This window comes from Mycolicibacterium komossense, from assembly GCF_025822605.1.
Classification (GTDB): domain Bacteria; phylum Actinomycetota; class Actinomycetes; order Mycobacteriales; family Mycobacteriaceae; genus Mycobacterium; species Mycobacterium komossense.
This window is the reverse complement of record NZ_JACKTY010000012.1, coordinates 72578-89360: the sequence shown is the minus strand read 5'-3', so window position 1 is coordinate 89360 and position 16783 is coordinate 72578. Positions and strand designations below refer to the sequence as shown.

The window sequence follows — 16783 nt, the reverse complement described above, 5'->3', positions numbered from 1 at the left end:
CGATGATGTCGCGGCACCAGCTGGCAATCGGTATCGACCTGGGCACCAGCAGCATCAAAGCGGTCGCCGTCGACCAAGGTGGACGGTGCGTGGCGAGAGCGCGGGCCGAGTACCCGACAGCGCAACCGGAAGCTGGTGCAGCCGAACAGGACCCGGCGGACTGGCTTACCGCGTGCGACGCCGCGATCGGTCGCATCGCCGCCGAGACCGACACCGCGTCGTGGCAGACCATTGGGCTCTCGGGCATGCTGCCGACGCTGGTGAGTCTCGACGACGCTGGTGCCGCGATCGGTCCCGCCATCACCTGGGTGGACAGCCGTGCGGAGGCCGCCGGTCAACGCATTGCCGAGGCCATCGGCGCAGACCTGCTCTACGAGCGAACCGGGCAACGCTTCGATGGCCGCTACCTGTTGGCCATGCACGCTCGGCGGGTGAGTCTCGGTTTGGCACCGGGCACGATCGTCGCCGGAGCCAAGGACTATCTCTTCCAGGTGTTCACCGGCGATCTACTGACCGACCCGAGCACCGCATCCGGCTATGGCGCCTACGACCTACATACCGGAACATGGGATGCGGCAGTGCTTTCGGCGGCATCGGCAGCAACCGTGCCCGATGTCGTCGGATCGGGTGAGAGCCGGCCGCTGGCGGCCCCGATCGCCCGGCGCTGGGGTTGCCGGGACGGGATTCCGGTCGTCATCGGTGCGGCCGATTCGGTGCTCGGGGCGTACGGTCTGGGCGTCCGGGGGCATGGGGACGTGGCCTATATCGCCGGGACGAGCAACGTGATTCTCGGCTGGTCGTCGTCGCCACGCATCGACGCCGACGGACGCTATCTGGTGACTCCGATGGCCGACGAGGGCTACGGGCTGGAGATGGACCTCTTGGCGACGGGTTCGGCAATGGAGTGGTTGGCGGCACTACTCGGAGTCGGCGACGGGGCCGCCGCCCTGGCCGATCTCGCCGCGACGGCTCCGCTGGAGAGCGCACCGTTGGTACTCCCCTATCTTTCACCAGGCGAGCAGGGCGCGCTGTGGGATCCGGAGCTCGTGGGCGCCATCGAGGGGCTGACGCTGCGCACCACGAGCGCAGAACTGGCCCGTGGCTTGATGGCAGGGATAGTCCTCGAGTCGCGGCGCTGCCTCGACGTGTTGGCGGAGTCCTCCGGCGGACGTGGCCCGATCCTGATGAGCGGCTCGGGCGCCGCATCTGAGACGTTTCGGCGGGATCTCGCCGACGCGACGGGACGAGACGTGTCCTTTGATCGGGACGAGCGAGACCACTCCGCGGTGGGCGCGGCGTTGTTCGCCGGACGTGCGGCACTGGGCTGGCGGGAATCGGCTTCCGAACCGGACCATGCGCTCGAGGTCGTCACGCCCGACCATTCCCGCGCCGATCAGTGGTCCGAGCGCTTTGCCCGGCATGACGACGCATGTCAATCACTACGCGCACGGCGTATCCGCGAGAAGGGTTTGGCATGACCACATTTCGTACACCTGCCGAGATCGATCTGTCCCTCTACCCGGCCGGGACGACACTGGACGCGCAGGAGCGACTGCTGATCGGTGGCTGCGCGGTGTCCGATCTGGCCGAGCAGTACGGCACGCCGGCCTATCTGATCGACGAGGGTGCGCTACGGCGCACTGCGCGAACCTACGTCGAGGCGTTCGCCCGCCGCCACCCCCGCTCGCTGGTTCTGTTCGCGGCGAAGAGCTTTCCGTCCGCCTCGGTGATCGGGGCCGTGGCATCAGAAGGCTGCGGCACCGATACCGCCGCCGCCGGAGAACTCGGACTCGCGCTCGCCGGCGGGGCCGATCCCGGGCGGGTCGTCTTCCATGGAAACGCCAAATCCGACGACGACATCCGTGCCGCCATCGACGCCCGCGTCCGCTACGTCGTGATCGACAACCTCGACGACATCGAGCGCATCGGCCGGCTGGCCGACGAACCAGTTCCGGTATTGCTGCGGGTGAGTCCATCGCTGGAGGCCAAGACCCACGCCGCCATGATGACCGGACACGACTCGTCCAAATTCGGCATCCCATCGGACCAGGTGCAGGACGTGATCCGGCACATCCGGCGCGAGCCGTTGCTCAAGCTACGCGGGTTGCACGCCCACGTCGGATCCCAATTGCTCGACCTCGATCAGTTCGACGCTGCTGTGCAGGCGCTCGCGGAGTTCGAGCGCTTCGACGTCTACGACCTCGGCGGCGGGCTCGGTGTGCGCTACACGAGCGAGGACGTGGCGCCCTCCATCGACGAGTACGCGCAGCGCATCACCTCCGCGGTTCACCGCCACCTCGGTGAGGACGTCGAGCTGCTGGTTGAGCCGGGCCGATCGATGGTGGCGCGCAACGGAATCACCGCCTATCGCGTCGTCACGGTCAAGCGTGGCGTTCGCACCCATGCGGCAGTCGACGGCGGTATGGGCGACAACCTCGAGGTGTCGCTCTACGGGCAGGCCTTCTCGCCGGCCGTGATCGATCGAAGCGGTCCTACCGAGACCGTCGACCTCGTCGGCCGCCACTGCGAGTCAGGAGACGAGATCGCCCACGGCGCGGAGGTCGTGAGCCCTCGGGTGGGTGACCTCGTCACGGTTCCGGTGACCGGGGCCTACTGCTACACCATGTCCAACAACTACAACACCGCGCTGAAGCCGCCCGTCGTGTTCTGCAGGGACGGGACGTCGCGACTGGCTGTCCGCCGCGAGACGTTCGACGATCTGCTGCGACGGGAACAGTTGCTGACGAACCGGACAACGGGTGAGTGACTCGGCACGGGCAGTCGTCGCAGCCATCGCCGAGCACTGGGCGGTGCCCGGAGGTGCCGTGGTGGCCGTCGACCGCAACGGTGAGACGTTCTGCCACCGGTTCGGCCACGCCGACGTCGGTGCGAGCATTCCCGTTGCGCCGCAGCATCGTTTCGAGATCGGCTCGATCAGCAAGATCTTCACGTCGATCGCCGTTCTGCAGCTCGTCGGCGCCGGCCTGCTGCGGCTCGACGAACCCGTCGGCGCCGTACTCGACTGGCTCCCGACGCCGCTGCGCGCGGACGGAATCACCGTCGGCAGACTGCTGAATCATACGGCCGGACTGGTCGCGAGTGTCGATGCGGTGCCCGACGAAATCGGCCAGGCGACCACGTTCACGGGCGATGTCTCGCCAGCCGCGCCAGGGACGTTCTTCCACTACTCCAACCTCGGCTTCGTCCTGCTGGGCCTGGTCGCCCGGCACGTGGCCCGGCGGCCACTGGTCGACCTGGTCCAGACGAATATCCTTGCGCCGCTGGAGATGACATCCACCAGCGCCTGCGTAACCCACGACGATTACTGGTCGCTGGCAAGGGGATACCAGCCGCTGCGAGATGATCAGCCCTGGACCCCAGGGGATCCGGTGGTACAGGCGCCGTGGCTGGAAGTCGCCGGCGCCGACGGCAACGTCGCGGCCACGGTATCGGACTTGGGTCGCTTCGCCCGCATGCTGCTCGGCCGGGGCGCCCTCGATGGCACGACGATCCTGCCCGCTGCCGACTTCGACACCATGGTGAAGACGATCGCCCCCGACGGAGAGGACGTACTCGCCCTTTCCGGCGTGCCGGCCACCGAGAGCAGCCGTTACGGTCTGGGTATCAACGTCGAACGCACGGGCGGACGAACCGTGCTCTCACACGGCGGCGGCATGGTCGGCTACGCCTCGTTCCTCCTGGCGGATCTCGACGACGGGACCGCGGTCTGCGTCGTCACCAATGCCAACGGCGACACACCCGTCGCCGAGGCGATAGCGCGTAGCGTTGCCGCGGAGTTGAGCGCCCCCGGCACCGTGAACGTCGATGGCCTCGATCCCCGCTGGTGGGACGCTGAGCGCATCGAGAGCCTGAACTGCACGGGCGAGTTCATCGATGCCACAACGGAATCGGCATTGTCGGATGAGCCGTCGGAGATCGAGGTGCGCGCCGAACGGCGGGTTGGCGATCTGATCGCCTTGTCGGTTCGGTGCGATGGTGAGCGCGCACCACTGCTGCGGACCTGGTACCGCGGTGCGGTGACTCCGACCCGGCCACTACGTAGGTTTGCCTTGACGTTCGACGACGGCGCCTGGCACTGGGGGCCGCGGACCTTCACCCGTGCCGATGCGAGCCCGACAGCACCTACTCCCACGCCCCCGGTGAGCGGACTGGAGCCCTTCTGCGGGCACTACCGCGCCTACACACCATGGTTCACCAACTTCCGGGTGGTGCTGCGCGGGGGCAGACTCATCCTCATCGCCCCCGGCGGCGTGGAGGCTCCTGCTGACGAGGCCGAGTTGGTGCCGCTGGGAGGGGCCACCTTTCGAATCGGTGCCGACCCGCGGCTACCCGAACGCATCACCTTCGGCACGCCCATCGGCACAGTGGCACCGTGGGCGGACCGCGACGGCTGTCGCTACTCCCGCGCGTTCACCGACTGAACGCGCTTTCCGCGCGGGAGTACTCAGCAGCCCTTCAGTCGCACCGCCAGGTAGTCCGACACCGCGTCGATCGCCACCCGCTCCTGCGCCATCGTGTCCCGCTCGCGGATGGTGACGGCATGATCCTCAAGGGAATCGAAGTCCAACGTCACGCAGAACGGCGTGCCGATCTCGTCCTGACGGCGGTAGCGCCGCCCGATCGCACCGGCGTCGTCGAACTCGATGTTCCACGACGTGCGCAGTTCTGCGGCCAGGTCGCGAGCCTTCGGCGAGAGGTCGGCATGCCGGGACAGCGGAAGCACCGCGGCCTTGACCGGCGAGAGCCGCGGATCGAGCTTCAGCACGGTCCGCTTGTCCACTCCGCCTTTGGCATTGGGCGCCTCGTCCTCGTGGTACGCGTCGACCAGGAATGCCATCAGCGAACGAGTCAGGCCCGCCGCCGGTTCGATCACGTAGGGCACGTAGCGGGTTTCGGTGGCCTGATCGAAGAACGACAGGTCGACACCGGAATGCTTTGAGTGAGTGGACAAGTCGAAGTTAGTCCGGTTGGCGATGCCTTCCAGCTCACCCCACGGGTTGCCGGCGAAACCGAACTTGTACTCGATATCGACGGTGCCGTCGGAATAGTGCGACAGCTTCTCTTTCGGGTGGTCGTAGAGCCGAAGGTTGCCGGGATCGATGCCGAGGTCGGTGTACCAGGCCAGCCGGGTGTCGATCCAGTACTGGGGCTCGACGAAGAACTCCATCTCCATCTGCTCGAACTCGCGGGTGCGGAAGATGAAGTTGCCGGGGGTGATCTCGTTGCGGAAGCTCTTGCCGATCTGGCCGATACCGAACGGTGGCTTCTTGCGCGATGTCGTCACCACGTTCGCGAAGTTCACGAAGATGCCCTGCGCGGTCTCCGGGCGCAGATAGTGCAGGCCCTCCTCGGACTCGATCGGGCCGAGGTAGGTCTTGAGCATCATGTTGAAGTCACGCGGCTCGGTCCACTGGCCCTTGGTGCCGCAGTCCGGGCAGACGATCTCGGTCATCGGAACGGCGTCCGGATCGTCGAGACCCTTCTTGAGCGCGTACGCCTCTTGCATATGGTCCTGCCGATGCCGCTTGTGACAGTTCAGGCACTCGACCAGCGGGTCGTTGAAGACCTCGACGTGACCGGAGGCCACCCACACCTGACGCGGCAGGATGATCGCGCTGTCCAGGCCGACGACGTCGTCGCGGCCGGTGACCATCGAGCGCCACCACTGCCGCTTGATGTTCTCCTTGAGCTCGACGCCCAGCGGACCGTAGTCCCAGGCCGACTTCGTACCGCCGTAGATCTCGCCGGACTGATAGACCAAACCGCGCCGCTTGGCCAGGTTGGCGATGGTGTCGATGACGGACGCCACGGTGTATGAACTCCTGTGATGGGTGGGGATGCAACCAGATAAGCCTAGCGGGCGGCCAAACAGGCTTTGACATGCGTCATCGCGCATGTAAAAGTGGAGTCCGCAACTGAAAACGATTTCCAATAGATTGTGCCTGGAGTGGAACACGTGCCCATCGCGACCGAAGACGAGCATCGACACGGCCACCTCGCCGCCTCACCGCCACGCGAGATCCTGGAAAGCGCCGGCGACATCCTGCGCGCGCTGGCCGCACCGGTCCGAATCGCGATCGTCCTCCAGCTGCAGGAGTCGCAGCGCTGCGTGCATGAGCTGGTCGACGCCCTGGAGGTACCGCAGCCACTGGTCAGCCAGCACCTGCGCATCCTCAAGTCGGCGGGCGTGGTCGACGGCGAACGCTCCGGCCGCGAGGTGCTCTACCGCCTGGTCGACCACCACCTCGCCAGCATCGTGCTCGACGCGGTCGCCCACGCCGGGGAATCGCACGGCGGAGCCGACGGGGAAGAGCAGTGACCGACACCAACACGCGGACCACCCGCGCCACCCGCCAACGCTCGGCGATCACCAGCCTGATGGACAGCATCGGGGAGTTCCGCTCCGCGCAGGAACTACATGACGAACTGCGCCGTCGCGGCGACAACATCGGCCTGACAACGGTTTACCGCACGCTGCAGTCGATGTCGGCGGCCAACCTGCTCGATACGTTGCGCACCGACACCGGCGAATCGGTGTACCGGCGCTGCTCGTCGCATCACCACCATCACCTGGTCTGCCGCGGCTGCGGCGCCACCGTCGAGGTGGCCGGGCCCGAGGTCGAAGCCTGGGCAGCGGACGTAGCTGCCGCGCAAGGCTTTTCAGATGTCAGCCATACCATCGAGATCTTCGGCACCTGCGCCGACTGCCGGAGCTAGTCGAGCCGACCGATGCCGCCGGGGGACGAGGCGGTTGAGGAGCGAGACAATCGGCTCCGGTTCAGGACAGCAGATCGCGGCGCACATCGGCGCCCGAGGCCAGCACCATCAGGATCAACGTGCGTAGCGCGTCGTCGGTCAGCCCGGCGCCGGGAAAGTTGTAACGCAGCATCACATCGGCCACCCTGCGGCTCGACGAACTGCGGGCGGCAGCTTTGCCCGAGGAGCCGTTGGCCGGCGTCTCGGGCCCACTGGGCGCCTTCTCCACCAACGCCACCGTGCCGAGCAGGGTGCTGCTGGCATGCTGGGTGACGCGTTCGCGGGTCTTGGCCGTCAACGGCAGATCCCACGCCAACGGCTGACTAAGCGACACCATTTCCAGGCCTTCGGCGATGGTGACCACCCGCAGCGACGCAACAATCCCGTCCTGGCTGACGGTCAACCCGCCGTCGGGCTCCTCGACGACCGTCAGGGCCTCCCCCAGCGCCGAGGTCAACCGCTCCAAGAGAGTAGGCATCAGGCTCTGCCGAACCTTCGGTTCCGGGAGACGTACTCCTCGCACGCTGCCCACAGATCGCGACGGTCGTAGTCCGGCCACAGCTTGTCCTGGAACACGAACTCCGCATACGCCGCCTGCCACAGCAGGAAGTTACTGGCCCGCTGCTCCCCCGAGGTCCTGATGAACAGGTCGACGTCCGGAATGTCCTCGCGATGCAGATGCTTGGCGAAGGCCGCCTCGGAGATCCGGCTGGGGTTGACCTTCCCCTGAGCAGCGAGTGCTGCCAGCTCCTGCGCGGCCTCGACGATCTCGGTGCGACCGCCGTAGTTCACGCAGTAGTTGATGGTGATGACGTCGTTGTCGACAGTCATCTGCTCGGCGATGTCGAATTCCTTGATGACACTTCGCCACATCCGCGGCCGCGAGCCGACCCACCGCATCCGGACGCCCATCGCGTTGAGGTTCTCCCGCCGGCGGCGCACCACCTCGCGGTTGAATCCCATCAAGAACCGCACTTCCTCGGCGCTGCGCTTCCAGTTCTCGGTGGAGAACGCGTACACGGTGAGGTGTTTGATCCCGATTTCGATGGCGCCGCAGGTGATGTCGATCAGTACCGCCTCGCCCATCTTGTGCCCCTCGGTGCGGCCGAGGTCCCGCTGCGTGGCCCACCGGCCGTTGCCATCCATCACGACGGCGACGTGGTTGGGTACCTGGTCGGCGGGAATCAGCGGAGCCGACTCCTTCGACGTGTGCTGTGGCGGCCTGGAGAACTTGCCGTTGGTCTTCGGCGGCAGATCAGGGAAAATCACCGGCCACGTCGACTTGTCCGGGAATGTCGGATAGTCGTCAGCCGCCGGCGGCAGCTGGGGGCAGGTGTCCTTCTCCTTCTTCAAGGCCATGCGGTACATCCTGCCGCAATAGCAGCGCCCGGTGATCGGCGACCGTGCGATCAACCCGATGCATGCGCTCCACCAGAGGCAGAGTCCGGAGCTGACGTTCCAGATGCCACTGCAGATGCGCGGCCACCAGACCGCTGGCCTGGCTGCGGTGCGCCGATGTCGACGCCTGCGCGGTCTCCCAGTCACCGTCGTGCAGGGCCGCCATCAGATCCAGCACGCCCTGCGGCGGCGTCGTCGAACCGGCCGGGCGGCAGTGGATGCATACGCTGCCTCCGGCGGCCACGTGGAAAGCCCGGTGAGGACCGGGGGCCGCGCACCTGGCGCATTCGATCAGCGCGGGCGCCCACCCGGCGATGCCCATGGCACGCAGCTGGTAGGCGTCCAGCAGCAACTCACGGGGACGGGTGTCATCGGCCACCGCCCGCAACGCACTGACGGTCAGCCGGTGCAGGTCGGGGGCCGGTGCGCGTTCCTCGCCGGCGAGGCGTTCGGCGATCTCCAGCACCGCGCACGCGCTGGTGTACCGGCCGTAATCGCTGACGATGTCGGTGGTGAACGCATCCAGGCTGACGACCTGGGTGACGATGTCGAGATTGCGCCCGGGGTGCAGCTGCACGTCGACGTGGGAGAACGGTTCCAGCTTGGCGCCGAACTTGCTGCGGGTGCGGCGCACCCCTTTGGCCACCGCGCGGACCAGACCGTGGTCGCGGGTCAGCAGGGTGACGATCCGGTCGGCCTCGCCGAGCTTGTGCTGGCGCAGCACAACCGCTCGGTCCCGATACAGCCGCATCGAACAAGTTTCCCATTGCAATGCGACAAATTGGGTATCGCGCGCCGATAGTCTCCACGAGATGCGGGTTTCATCGCAGCGTTTCCCGACCTTGGGCGACCAGCTGTATCAGCTGGCCAGCGGGATGACGACGTCTGCTGAGCTGGTCCGCAACTGCCTGCATGCGATCACCGCGAGCCAGTCCACGCTCAACGCCTTCCGGGTGGTGCTGACCGGATCGGCCCTGGCCGAGGCGGCCGAAGCCGACCGGCGCCGGGCCGACGGCGATACCGCCCCACTGCTGGGCATCCCGATCGCTGTCAAGGACGATGTCGATATCGTCGGGCTGCCAACGTATTTCGGCACCGTCGGGCGCGTCCTGCCGGCGACGGCGGACGCCGAGGTGGTGCGCAGGCTGCGCGCCGCTGGCGCGGTCATCGTCGGTAAGACCAACACCTGCGAGTTCGGTCAGTGGCCCTTCACCAGCGGGCCGGGCTTCGGGCACACCCGCAACCCGTGGGAACGCAAGCACACCCCCGGCGGCTCATCGGGTGGCAGCGCCGCGGCCGTCGCCGCCGGATTGGTGGCCGCGGCGATCGGGTCCGACGGCGCGGGCAGCGTGCGGATCCCGGCGGCCTGGACCAACCTCGTCGGGATCAAACCGCAGCGCGGCCGGATCTCCACCTGGCCGCTGCCGGAGGCCTTCAACGGAATCACGGTGTACGGCGTACTGGCCCGCACGGTCGCCGACGCGGCCCTGGTGCTCGACGCCACATCGGGCAACGTGGCAGGTGATCTGCATCAACCGCCGCAGGTCTCGTTGTCCGAGCAGGTCGGGATCGGACCGGGAGCGCTACGGATCGCGATGTCCACCCGGTTTCCGTTCACGGGTTTCCGCGCCAAGCTGCACCCGGAGATCCGGGCCGCGCTGTCCGTAGTCGGCACCCAACTCGAGGATCTCGGGCACACGATCATGGCCGGCAACCCCGACTACGGGCTGCGCCTGTCGTGGAATTTCCTGGCCCGGTCGACATCGGGGCTGCTGGACTGGGCCGATCGGGTGGGTGACGGGGTCACGCTGGACCGTCGCACGTTGGCGAACATGCGGATGGGCCGGCTGCTCTCGGAGCAGGTGCTGCGCAGAGCCCGCGCGCACGAGGCGCAGTCGCATCGTCGGGTCGGGGCGATCTTCGACGCCGTCGACGTCATCCTGGCCCCGACCACCGCCCAGCCACCACCGCTGGCGCGGGCGTTCGACAGCCTGGGCAGTACCGGCACCGACCGGGCAATGATCGCCGCCTGCCCGGTGACCTGGCCCTGGAACATCCTGGGCTGGCCGTCGATCAACATGCCGGCCGGATTCACTTCCGACGGTCTTCCCATCGGTGTGCAGCTGATGGGGCCGGCCAACAGCGAGCCACTGCTGGTGTCGCTGGCGGCCGAGTTGGAAGCGGTCAGCGGGTGGAGCACCAAGCAGCCCGAGATCTGGTGGAACACCCCGCTCACCACGGAGCACCATGATTAGGTCCTTTCGCGTCCCGGCAGCACCGCCGCTCGCGTAATGTCATCCAGCGATCGGACACCACCCACACAGGGACGAAATGCCAATGACTGAGGGACCGACTGCCCGCCGCCGTGGATTGGTGATGTCCACGCTCGCCGTGCTGAGCACGGTGGGTGTCGTGGTGGGGATGCCCACTGCGCACGCCGATAACCGGCGCCTCAACAACAGCGTCGTGGAGAACGTCTACACCATCCAGGGCCAGGCCGGCTGCAGCACCAACATCAAGGTCAACCCCAAGTTGCGACTGGCAGCGGAGTGGCAGGCCAATGACGTGGTGAACAACCATGCACTGGACGGTGATATCGGCTCCGACGGAACCACCGTCGCCGACCGGGCCCGCAACGCGGGTTACGCGGGCGCGGTCGCTGAGACGACGGCGATCAACCCGGCGCTGGCGATCAGCGGTGTGGAGATCATGAACAACTGGTACTACCGGCCGGACTACTTCGCGACCATGTCGGACTGCTCGAATGTCGACATCGGCGTGTGGTCGGTGAACAGCTTCGACCGCAGCGTCGTCGTCGCGGTCTACGGTAAGGGCGATTCGGCCCAGCCTGTGACGTCGCCGCCGGTCCGGCAGTTCGGTCAGGTTCCGGGCTGGACGCCGTAGCGCCACTTCGCCGCAACGAAACCGTCCGTCCCGCAGGTTATTTCGGTTCGTCGCCCGCGCCGGGGGTGTGAGGAGTTCTTCGGGGTGATGGGTCAGGTTGACCCGCCCCTGCCCGGTGTCGAGCTGTGGTGGTGGGATCCATTCGGTGCGGCCGCCTTTGCGTTTACGGGTCCGCCACCCACCGGGTCCGACCAGCCGATTGTGGGGGCCGCACGCGAAGGTGAGGTCGTTGATGTTGGTGTGGCCGTGCTGGGCCCAGTCGCATTCGGGTCCGCCACCCACCGGGTCCGACCAGCCGATTGTGGGGGCCGCACGCGAAGGTGAGGTCGTTGATGTTGGTGTGGCCGTGCTGGGCCCAGTCGCATTCGGCGTGATGCACCTCAGTCAAAAACCCCAGGACGGTGCAGCCAGGGAACGTGCAGCCCCGATCCTTGGCGTGCAGGACGATCCGCTGATCGGCCGAGGCGATCCGCTTGCTGCGACCCAGATCCAACACCCGCCCCATCTGGTCGAAGATCACCAAGTAATGAAACGCGTGCGAGACGATCCGCTGATCGGCCGAGGCGATCCGCTTGCTGCGACCCAGATCCAACACCCGCCCCATCTGGTCGAAGATCACCAAGTAATGAAACGCGTGCGAGACCAACCGGACCACGTCGATCATCGGCATCCGCGTCCCACCCGAGGTGACCGCCAGCCCAGCCCCGGACTCGAGTTCTGTGAGGGTGGTAGACACCACGATGGTGACCGGCAGCCCGTGATGGCTACCCAACTCACCTGAGGACAACGTCTCGCGGCCCATCGCCGTCAGTGCATCATGCTGGCGCTGCGCCGGGGTGCGGCGATCAGTCTGAACCTGCTCCTGGCTGGGTCGGCCTTTGACACAGGGCGTTGTCGGCGGGATTACACATCCCCGGTGCCGCCCACTTCGAGAACACCGCCTCCACCGTGGCCCGCAACTCCGGAGTGATCTGCCCAGAGATAGTGGACATCCCATCGGGATTGACCCGGGCAGCAATCAGGGCTGCTGCCTTGCGGAGCTCCTCGGGCCCGAACTCACCCGCCACCTCAGCCAACTCGGCTTCGGCCTTCTCCCGGATCGGCGCATCCACCCACACCGGCAGATCCGTGAAGAATCCCCGAATGATCGCACTATGCTCGCCACCGATAACCCCGGCAGCTTGGCCGGCCGCGACGTGCGGCATCGGCAGATCCGTGAAGAATCCCCGAATGATCGCACTATGCTCGCCACCGATAACCCCGGCAGCTTGGCCGGCCGCGACGTGCGGCATCCGCGGCGCCAACGGCTCACCAGTCAACGATGTGCGTTCGCCGAGTTCTTCGGCGTCCCTGAGCCGCCGCTTGGCGTCTTTGGGGCTGATGCGTAGTGCGGTGGTCAACACATCGCTGAAATTCTTCGCACCCAGCTCTTTCGCCGACCCGTCGCGCACCATTGTCCCGATCAAGCGGTGCACGACCATGGGCTGGCGCCGCGCGACGGTCTCCAGCCGCGCCAACACCCGCACGCCTTCGGGGTTGGTCAACCCGTCAAACGACACCCCCACGAGTGCGTCGACCGCAGCCTCCAGACCCAACACCGCAACAAGCACGGTGCCACGATCGGAAGCCAGAGCCGAACTCATACCCGCACACGGGTGCGACCCGCCGACCAAAATGCACCTGAAACTGAAGTGATACAAGAGATTTCAGGCCCAGCGCCATCGACGCTACGCCGGAAACCACTCGCACTTTCCCGCCCGAACTCACGTTTGGGCGGACGCGTTCGGGATCAGAACCCCAGCTTGCCCAACTGCTTCGGGTCGCGCTGCCAGTTCTTCGCCACCTTGACGCGCAAATCCAGGTAAACCTTTGTGCCGAGCCGCTTTTCGATCTGGGTGCGCGCGGCGGTGCCGACCTCACGCAAGCGGGCACCGCCCTTACCGATGACAATGCCCTTCTGGCTGTCGCGCTCGACGTAGAGGATGGCGTGCACGTCGATCATGTCGTCCCGGCCTTCATGAGGCTCGACTTCGTCGATGACAACCGCCAGCGAGTGCGGCAGCTCGTCGTGCACCCCCTCCAGCGCGGCCTCGCGGATCAACTCGGCCATCAACGTCTCTTCCGGCTCGTCGGTCAACTCACCGTCTGGATAGAACGCCGGGCCCGGCGGCAGCTTCGCGGCCAGCAGCAGCGTCAGCTCTTCGAGTTGCTCGCCCGCGGTGGCCGAGACGGGGATGATCTCGGCGGCGCGCTCGCCGAACTCCTCGTTGACCTTCATCAACTGCATGGCCACCCGATCGCGCGACACCTTGTCGATCTTCGTGACGATGACGATCAGGGTCGTCCTCGGCGCGACGGTGCAGACCTGCTCGTAGATCCAGCGGTCACCGGGTCCGATGGTCTCGTCGGCGGGGATGCACAGGCAGATGATGTCGACGTCGGAGTAGGTGTCTTTAACCAGGTCATTGAGCCTTTTACCCAACAGCGTGCGGGGACGGTGTAGGCCAGGGGTGTCAACGAGGATGATCTGGAAGTCCTCGCGGTGCACGATGCCGCGGATGGTATGCCGAGTGGTCTGCGGACGGTTCGAGGTGATGGCGACCTTTTCGCCGACAAGGGCGTTGGTCAGCGTCGACTTACCGGTATTCGGTCGGCCGACGAAACACACGAAGCCGGAATGGAATTCGTCCTTCTCAGGCACTTTGTCGCCGTCCTGCCGCCGGTTGTGAAACGTGGGTGAAGAATCGGCCGGATTTTCGCCCAGGTCTCACATTCGCGGTTTCATTCATCGCGGTCGGACTCTCTGTTGTTATCGGCTTCGCCCGCTTCATCTTCCACGGTCGGTTCGGTCGGGCTGATCAGGACCGTACCGACGCGCACGCGTCCACGGTGGTCATGGCCCCCCTCGGCGCGCAGCCGTAGTCCGTGGGACTCGACCTCCGCACCCGGCAACGGCACCCGGCCCAACTCCAGGGCGAGCAGCCCGCCCACGGTGTCGACGTCGAGGTCGTCATCGAATTCGACGTCGTACAGCTCTCCGACGTCCTCGATCGGCAACCTGGCGGAGACCCGGTACGTCGAATCCCCCAGATCTTCGATGGGCGCGACCTCGTCCTGGTCGTACTCGTCGGCGATCTCCCCGACGATCTCCTCCAGCACATCCTCGATGGTGATCAGGCCCGCGATGGCGCCGTACTCGTCGACCAAGAGCGCCATATGGTTGCGGTCGCGCTGCATCTCACGCAGCAGGTCGTCCAGCGGCTTGGAGTCCGGCACGAACACCGCGGGCCGCATCAGCTCGGACACCAGCGTGTCCTGACCGCCGTTGGTGGAGTAGTACGTCTGCTGGACAAGATCTTTCAGGTAGACGACACCGACCACGTCGTCGACGTTCTCACCGATCACCGGTATCCGGGAGTGCCCGCTGCGCACGGCCAACGAGGTGGCCTGGCCGGCAGTCTTGTCCGATTCGATCCAGACCATCTCGGTCCGTGGCGCCATCACCTCACGAGCCGGGGTGTCACCGAGTTCGAACACCGACTGGATCATCCGCCGCTCGTCGTCGGCCACCACGCCACGCTGTTGGGCCAGGTCGACGACTTCACGCAGTTCGATCTCGGACGCGAACGGTCCGTTGCGGAAACCACGACCGGGGGTGAGCGCATTGCCGACCAAGATCAGTAGCCGGCTGATCGGTGTCAGCAGCACCGAAATTGCCTGCAACGGAAGCGCGGTCGCCAAGGCGATCGAGTAGGCGTTCTGCCGGCCCACGGTCCGCGGGCCCACCCCGATCGCCACGAAGCTGACCACCGTCATGATCGCGGCGGACACGACCAGTCCCCATTCCAGCCCGATGTCCTCGTAGAGGAACGCGACCAGTAAGACCGTCGCGGTTACCTCGCACGCGATCCGAAGCAGCACCACCAGGTTGATGTAGCGGGGCCGTTCGGCCATCACCTTGCTCAGACCGACGGCACCCGGCCGCTCGTCGCGAACGAGTTCTTCGATGCGCGCCAAGGACACGGTGCTGATGGCGGCATCGATCGCCGCGAAAAGACCTCCGAGTACCACCAATGCAATCGCGCCGAGCAGCGGCGCCAATCCACTCACGATTCGTCGAAGTACCTTGACTTGTCGAGCAGTCGCCGATCCTTCTCGGTCTGCCGCTCCTTGTGGAAAAGTTTCGCCTGATCGGCATACCAGTCCTCGAGCAGCTGACCTTGCAGCGCAAACATCTCTTTTTCTTCGTCCGGCTCGGCATGGTCATAGCCGAGCAGGTGCAGCACACCGTGGACGGTCAGCAGGGCCAGTTCGTGCTCGAGCGGATGCCCGGCTGCGGCGGCCTGATCCGCGGCGAACTGCGGGCACAGGACGATGTCACCCAGCATCGACGGGCCCGGTTCGGCCGCATCCGGGCGGCCGCCCGGTTCCAGCTCGTCCATCGGGAAACTCATGACATCGGTCGGACCGGGCAGATCCATCCAGCGCATGTGCAGATCGGCCATGGCCGCGGTGTCGAGTAGCACCATGGACAGTTCGGCGCCGGGATTGACCTTCATCGCCGCGATGACGAACCGGGCGACACTGATCAACTCCGCTTCGGAGACGTCCAGGCCTGACTCGTTGGAGACCTCGATACTCATACCGGCGTCACCGTCGCTGGCGGGTGGACCCGCCGTTATGCGATGAGGCCCGTCGTTGCGCGCGGTTCATCGAGCTCGGGTCCTCGGCACGTGCGTAGGCGTCGACGATCTCCGAGACCAGTCGATGGCGCACGACGTCGGCGCTGGTCAGTTCCGCGACGGCAATATCGTCGATCTCGTCGAGAATGTCGACGGCAGCCCGCAGGCCAGACTTGGCGCCACCGGGCAGGTCCATCTGGGTGATGTCGCCGGTGACCACCATCTTCGAGCCGAACCCGAGCCGGGTCAGGAACATCTTCATCTGCTCGGGGGTGGTGTTCTGCGCCTCGTCGAGAATGATGAATGCGTCGTTGAGAGACCTACCCCGCATATAGGCCAGCGGTGCCACCTCGATGACGCCGGCGGACATCAGTTTCGGGATCAACTCGGGATCCATCATGTCGTGCAGGGCGTCATAGAGCGGCCGCAGGTAGGGGTCGATCTTCTCGCTGAGCGTGCCGGGCAGGAAGCCGAGGCGCTCACCGGCTTCCACGGCGGGACGGGTCAAGATGATGCGGGTGACCTGCTTGCGCTGCAGCGCGTTGACGGCCTTGGCCATCGCCAGATAGGTCTTTCCGGTACCAGCCGGACCGATGCCGAACACGATGGTATTGGCGTCGATGGCGTCGACATAGTGCTTCTGGTTCAGCGTCTTGGGCCGGATGGTCTTGCCGCGCCGCGACAGGATGTCGAGCGTGAGCACCTCGGCGGGAGACTCGTTGCCGGCACCGACCAGCATCGCGACGCTGTGGCGCACACCTTCCGGTGTCAACGGTTGCCCGCCGGCCACGATGGCGAGCAGTTCGGTGATCACCCGCTCGGCGAGCGCCACATCGGCCGGTTCCCCGGACAATGTGACGGCATTACCGCGAACATGCAGGTCGGCGGCCAGAGTGCGTTCGAGGGCGCGCAGATTCTCGTCGGCGGAACCCAGCAGGCCCATGACGAGATCAGGCGGAACATCAATGCTGCTGCGGACGGAGTTACCGACGGGAGCAGCGGTAGTTTCGCGGGGTGTCACG

General features: G+C 66.2%; 15 protein-coding genes and 1 pseudogene. 7 read left to right on the top strand and 9 right to left on the bottom strand.

What is annotated here, in order from left to right; translation table 11 throughout:
• Window positions 1–2: 2 nt before the first annotated feature.
• From H7J73_RS02390 to H7J73_RS02380, 3 genes are read left to right on the top strand one after another with little or no spacing between them, the layout of a single operon-like run.
• Window positions 3–1478, top strand: coding sequence for a xylulokinase (locus H7J73_RS02390; RefSeq protein ID WP_264065636.1), 1476 nt, complete (start codon window positions 3–5; stop codon window positions 1476–1478).
• A complete protein-coding gene (gene lysA / locus H7J73_RS02385; protein WP_264065635.1) occupies window positions 1475–2767 on the top strand; it encodes a diaminopimelate decarboxylase in 1293 nt (430 codons plus the stop codon). Before H7J73_RS02390 ends, lysA begins: the two co-directional genes overlap by 4 nt.
• Entirely contained in the window at window positions 2760–4442 is a 1683-nt protein-coding gene (locus tag H7J73_RS02380; RefSeq protein WP_264065634.1) for a serine hydrolase domain-containing protein, read from the top strand. The genes lysA and H7J73_RS02380 overlap by 8 nt, the downstream gene beginning before the upstream one ends.
• Before the next feature lie 23 nt (window positions 4443–4465).
• Here the strand turns inward: H7J73_RS02380 and H7J73_RS02375 are convergent, their stop codons facing one another.
• Complete coding sequence (locus tag H7J73_RS02375; RefSeq protein WP_264065633.1) at window positions 4466–5830, bottom strand: glycine--tRNA ligase; 1365 nt, start codon at window positions 5828–5830, stop codon at window positions 4466–4468.
• A 138-nt stretch (window positions 5831–5968) separates the two neighbouring features.
• Between H7J73_RS02375 and H7J73_RS02370 the strand changes: the two genes are divergently transcribed.
• Together H7J73_RS02370 and H7J73_RS02365 are read left to right on the top strand one after the other, a co-directional pair.
• Window positions 5969–6340 (top strand): ArsR/SmtB family transcription factor, encoded by a 372-nt coding sequence (locus H7J73_RS02370; RefSeq protein ID WP_435405408.1) that lies wholly within the window; start codon window positions 5969–5971, stop codon window positions 6338–6340.
• Window positions 6337–6738: a Fur family transcriptional regulator gene (locus H7J73_RS02365; RefSeq protein ID WP_264065632.1), complete on the top strand. Its 402-nt coding sequence runs from the start codon at window positions 6337–6339 to the stop codon at window positions 6736–6738. Before H7J73_RS02370 ends, H7J73_RS02365 begins: the two co-directional genes overlap by 4 nt.
• A 61-nt stretch (window positions 6739–6799) precedes the next feature.
• On the opposite strand, the gene H7J73_RS02360 is transcribed toward H7J73_RS02365, so the two are convergent.
• Genes H7J73_RS02360 through recO form a run of 3 tightly spaced genes read right to left on the bottom strand, consistent with a single transcriptional unit; the run spans window position 6800 to window position 8926 of the window.
• Window positions 6800–7255 (bottom strand): hypothetical protein, encoded by a 456-nt coding sequence (locus H7J73_RS02360; protein WP_264065631.1) that lies wholly within the window; start codon window positions 7253–7255, stop codon window positions 6800–6802.
• Window positions 7255–8136: a decaprenyl diphosphate synthase gene (locus H7J73_RS02355; RefSeq protein ID WP_264065630.1), complete on the bottom strand. Its 882-nt coding sequence runs from the start codon at window positions 8134–8136 to the stop codon at window positions 7255–7257. The genes H7J73_RS02360 and H7J73_RS02355 overlap by 1 nt, the downstream gene beginning before the upstream one ends.
• The gene (gene recO, locus H7J73_RS02350; RefSeq protein ID WP_264065628.1) at window positions 8084–8926 is read right to left on the bottom strand and encodes a DNA repair protein RecO; all 843 of its coding nucleotides are present in this window, start codon (window positions 8924–8926) and stop codon (window positions 8084–8086) included. The genes H7J73_RS02355 and recO overlap by 53 nt, the downstream gene beginning before the upstream one ends.
• 61 nt (window positions 8927–8987) lie before the next feature.
• Between recO and H7J73_RS02345 the strand changes: the two genes are divergently transcribed.
• A complete protein-coding gene (locus H7J73_RS02345) occupies window positions 8988–10430 on the top strand; it encodes an amidase (RefSeq protein WP_264065626.1) in 1443 nt (480 codons plus the stop codon).
• A 121-nt stretch (window positions 10431–10551) separates the two neighbouring features.
• Window positions 10552–11079, top strand: a complete 528-nt coding sequence (locus H7J73_RS02340) for a CAP domain-containing protein (RefSeq protein WP_264065989.1) — start codon at window positions 10552–10554, stop codon at window positions 11077–11079.
• A gap of 69 nt (window positions 11080–11148) precedes the next feature.
• Here the strand turns inward: H7J73_RS02340 and H7J73_RS02335 are convergent.
• From H7J73_RS02335 to H7J73_RS02315, 5 genes and pseudogenes are all read right to left on the bottom strand, one after another.
• Window positions 11149–12560 (bottom strand): annotated as a pseudogene (locus H7J73_RS02335) (HNH endonuclease signature motif containing protein); the annotation flags it as partial.
• A gap of 308 nt (window positions 12561–12868) precedes the next feature.
• Window positions 12869–13780: a GTPase Era gene (gene era / locus H7J73_RS02330; protein ID WP_264065624.1), complete on the bottom strand. Its 912-nt coding sequence runs from the start codon at window positions 13778–13780 to the stop codon at window positions 12869–12871.
• 80 nt (window positions 13781–13860) lie between these two features.
• Window positions 13861–15189, bottom strand: coding sequence for a hemolysin family protein (locus tag H7J73_RS02325; protein ID WP_264065623.1), 1329 nt, complete (start codon window positions 15187–15189; stop codon window positions 13861–13863).
• On the bottom strand, window positions 15186–15722 hold the full coding sequence (gene ybeY, locus H7J73_RS02320; protein WP_264065622.1) for an rRNA maturation RNase YbeY: 537 nt from the start codon (window positions 15720–15722) through the stop codon (window positions 15186–15188). The genes H7J73_RS02325 and ybeY overlap by 4 nt, the downstream gene beginning before the upstream one ends.
• 7 nt (window positions 15723–15729) lie before the next feature.
• Complete coding sequence (locus H7J73_RS02315; protein WP_264065621.1) at window positions 15730–16782, bottom strand: PhoH family protein; 1053 nt, start codon at window positions 16780–16782, stop codon at window positions 15730–15732.
• Window position 16783 lies beyond the last annotated feature (1 nt).

Bases quoted from the DNA above. Each gene is read 5' to 3' on its own strand.
- ybeY (WP_264065622.1), bottom strand. From the start codon at position 15,722: ATGAGTATCGAGGTCTCCAACGAGTCAGGCCTGGACGTCTCCGAAGCG.
- H7J73_RS02355 (WP_264065630.1), bottom strand. From the start codon at position 8,136: ATGGCCTTGAAGAAGGAGAAGGACACCTGCCCCCAGCTGCCGCCGGCG.
- lysA (WP_264065635.1), top strand. From the start codon at position 1,475: ATGACCACATTTCGTACACCTGCCGAGATCGATCTGTCCCTCTACCCG.
- recO (WP_264065628.1), bottom strand. From the start codon at position 8,926: ATGCGGCTGTATCGGGACCGAGCGGTTGTGCTGCGCCAGCACAAGCTC.
- H7J73_RS02345 (WP_264065626.1), top strand. From the start codon at position 8,988: ATGCGGGTTTCATCGCAGCGTTTCCCGACCTTGGGCGACCAGCTGTAT.
- H7J73_RS02390 (WP_264065636.1), top strand. From the start codon at position 3: ATGATGTCGCGGCACCAGCTGGCAATCGGTATCGACCTGGGCACCAGC.
- H7J73_RS02340 (WP_264065989.1), top strand. From the start codon at position 10,552: ATGTCCACGCTCGCCGTGCTGAGCACGGTGGGTGTCGTGGTGGGGATG.
- H7J73_RS02360 (WP_264065631.1), bottom strand. From the start codon at position 7,255: ATGCCTACTCTCTTGGAGCGGTTGACCTCGGCGCTGGGGGAGGCCCTG.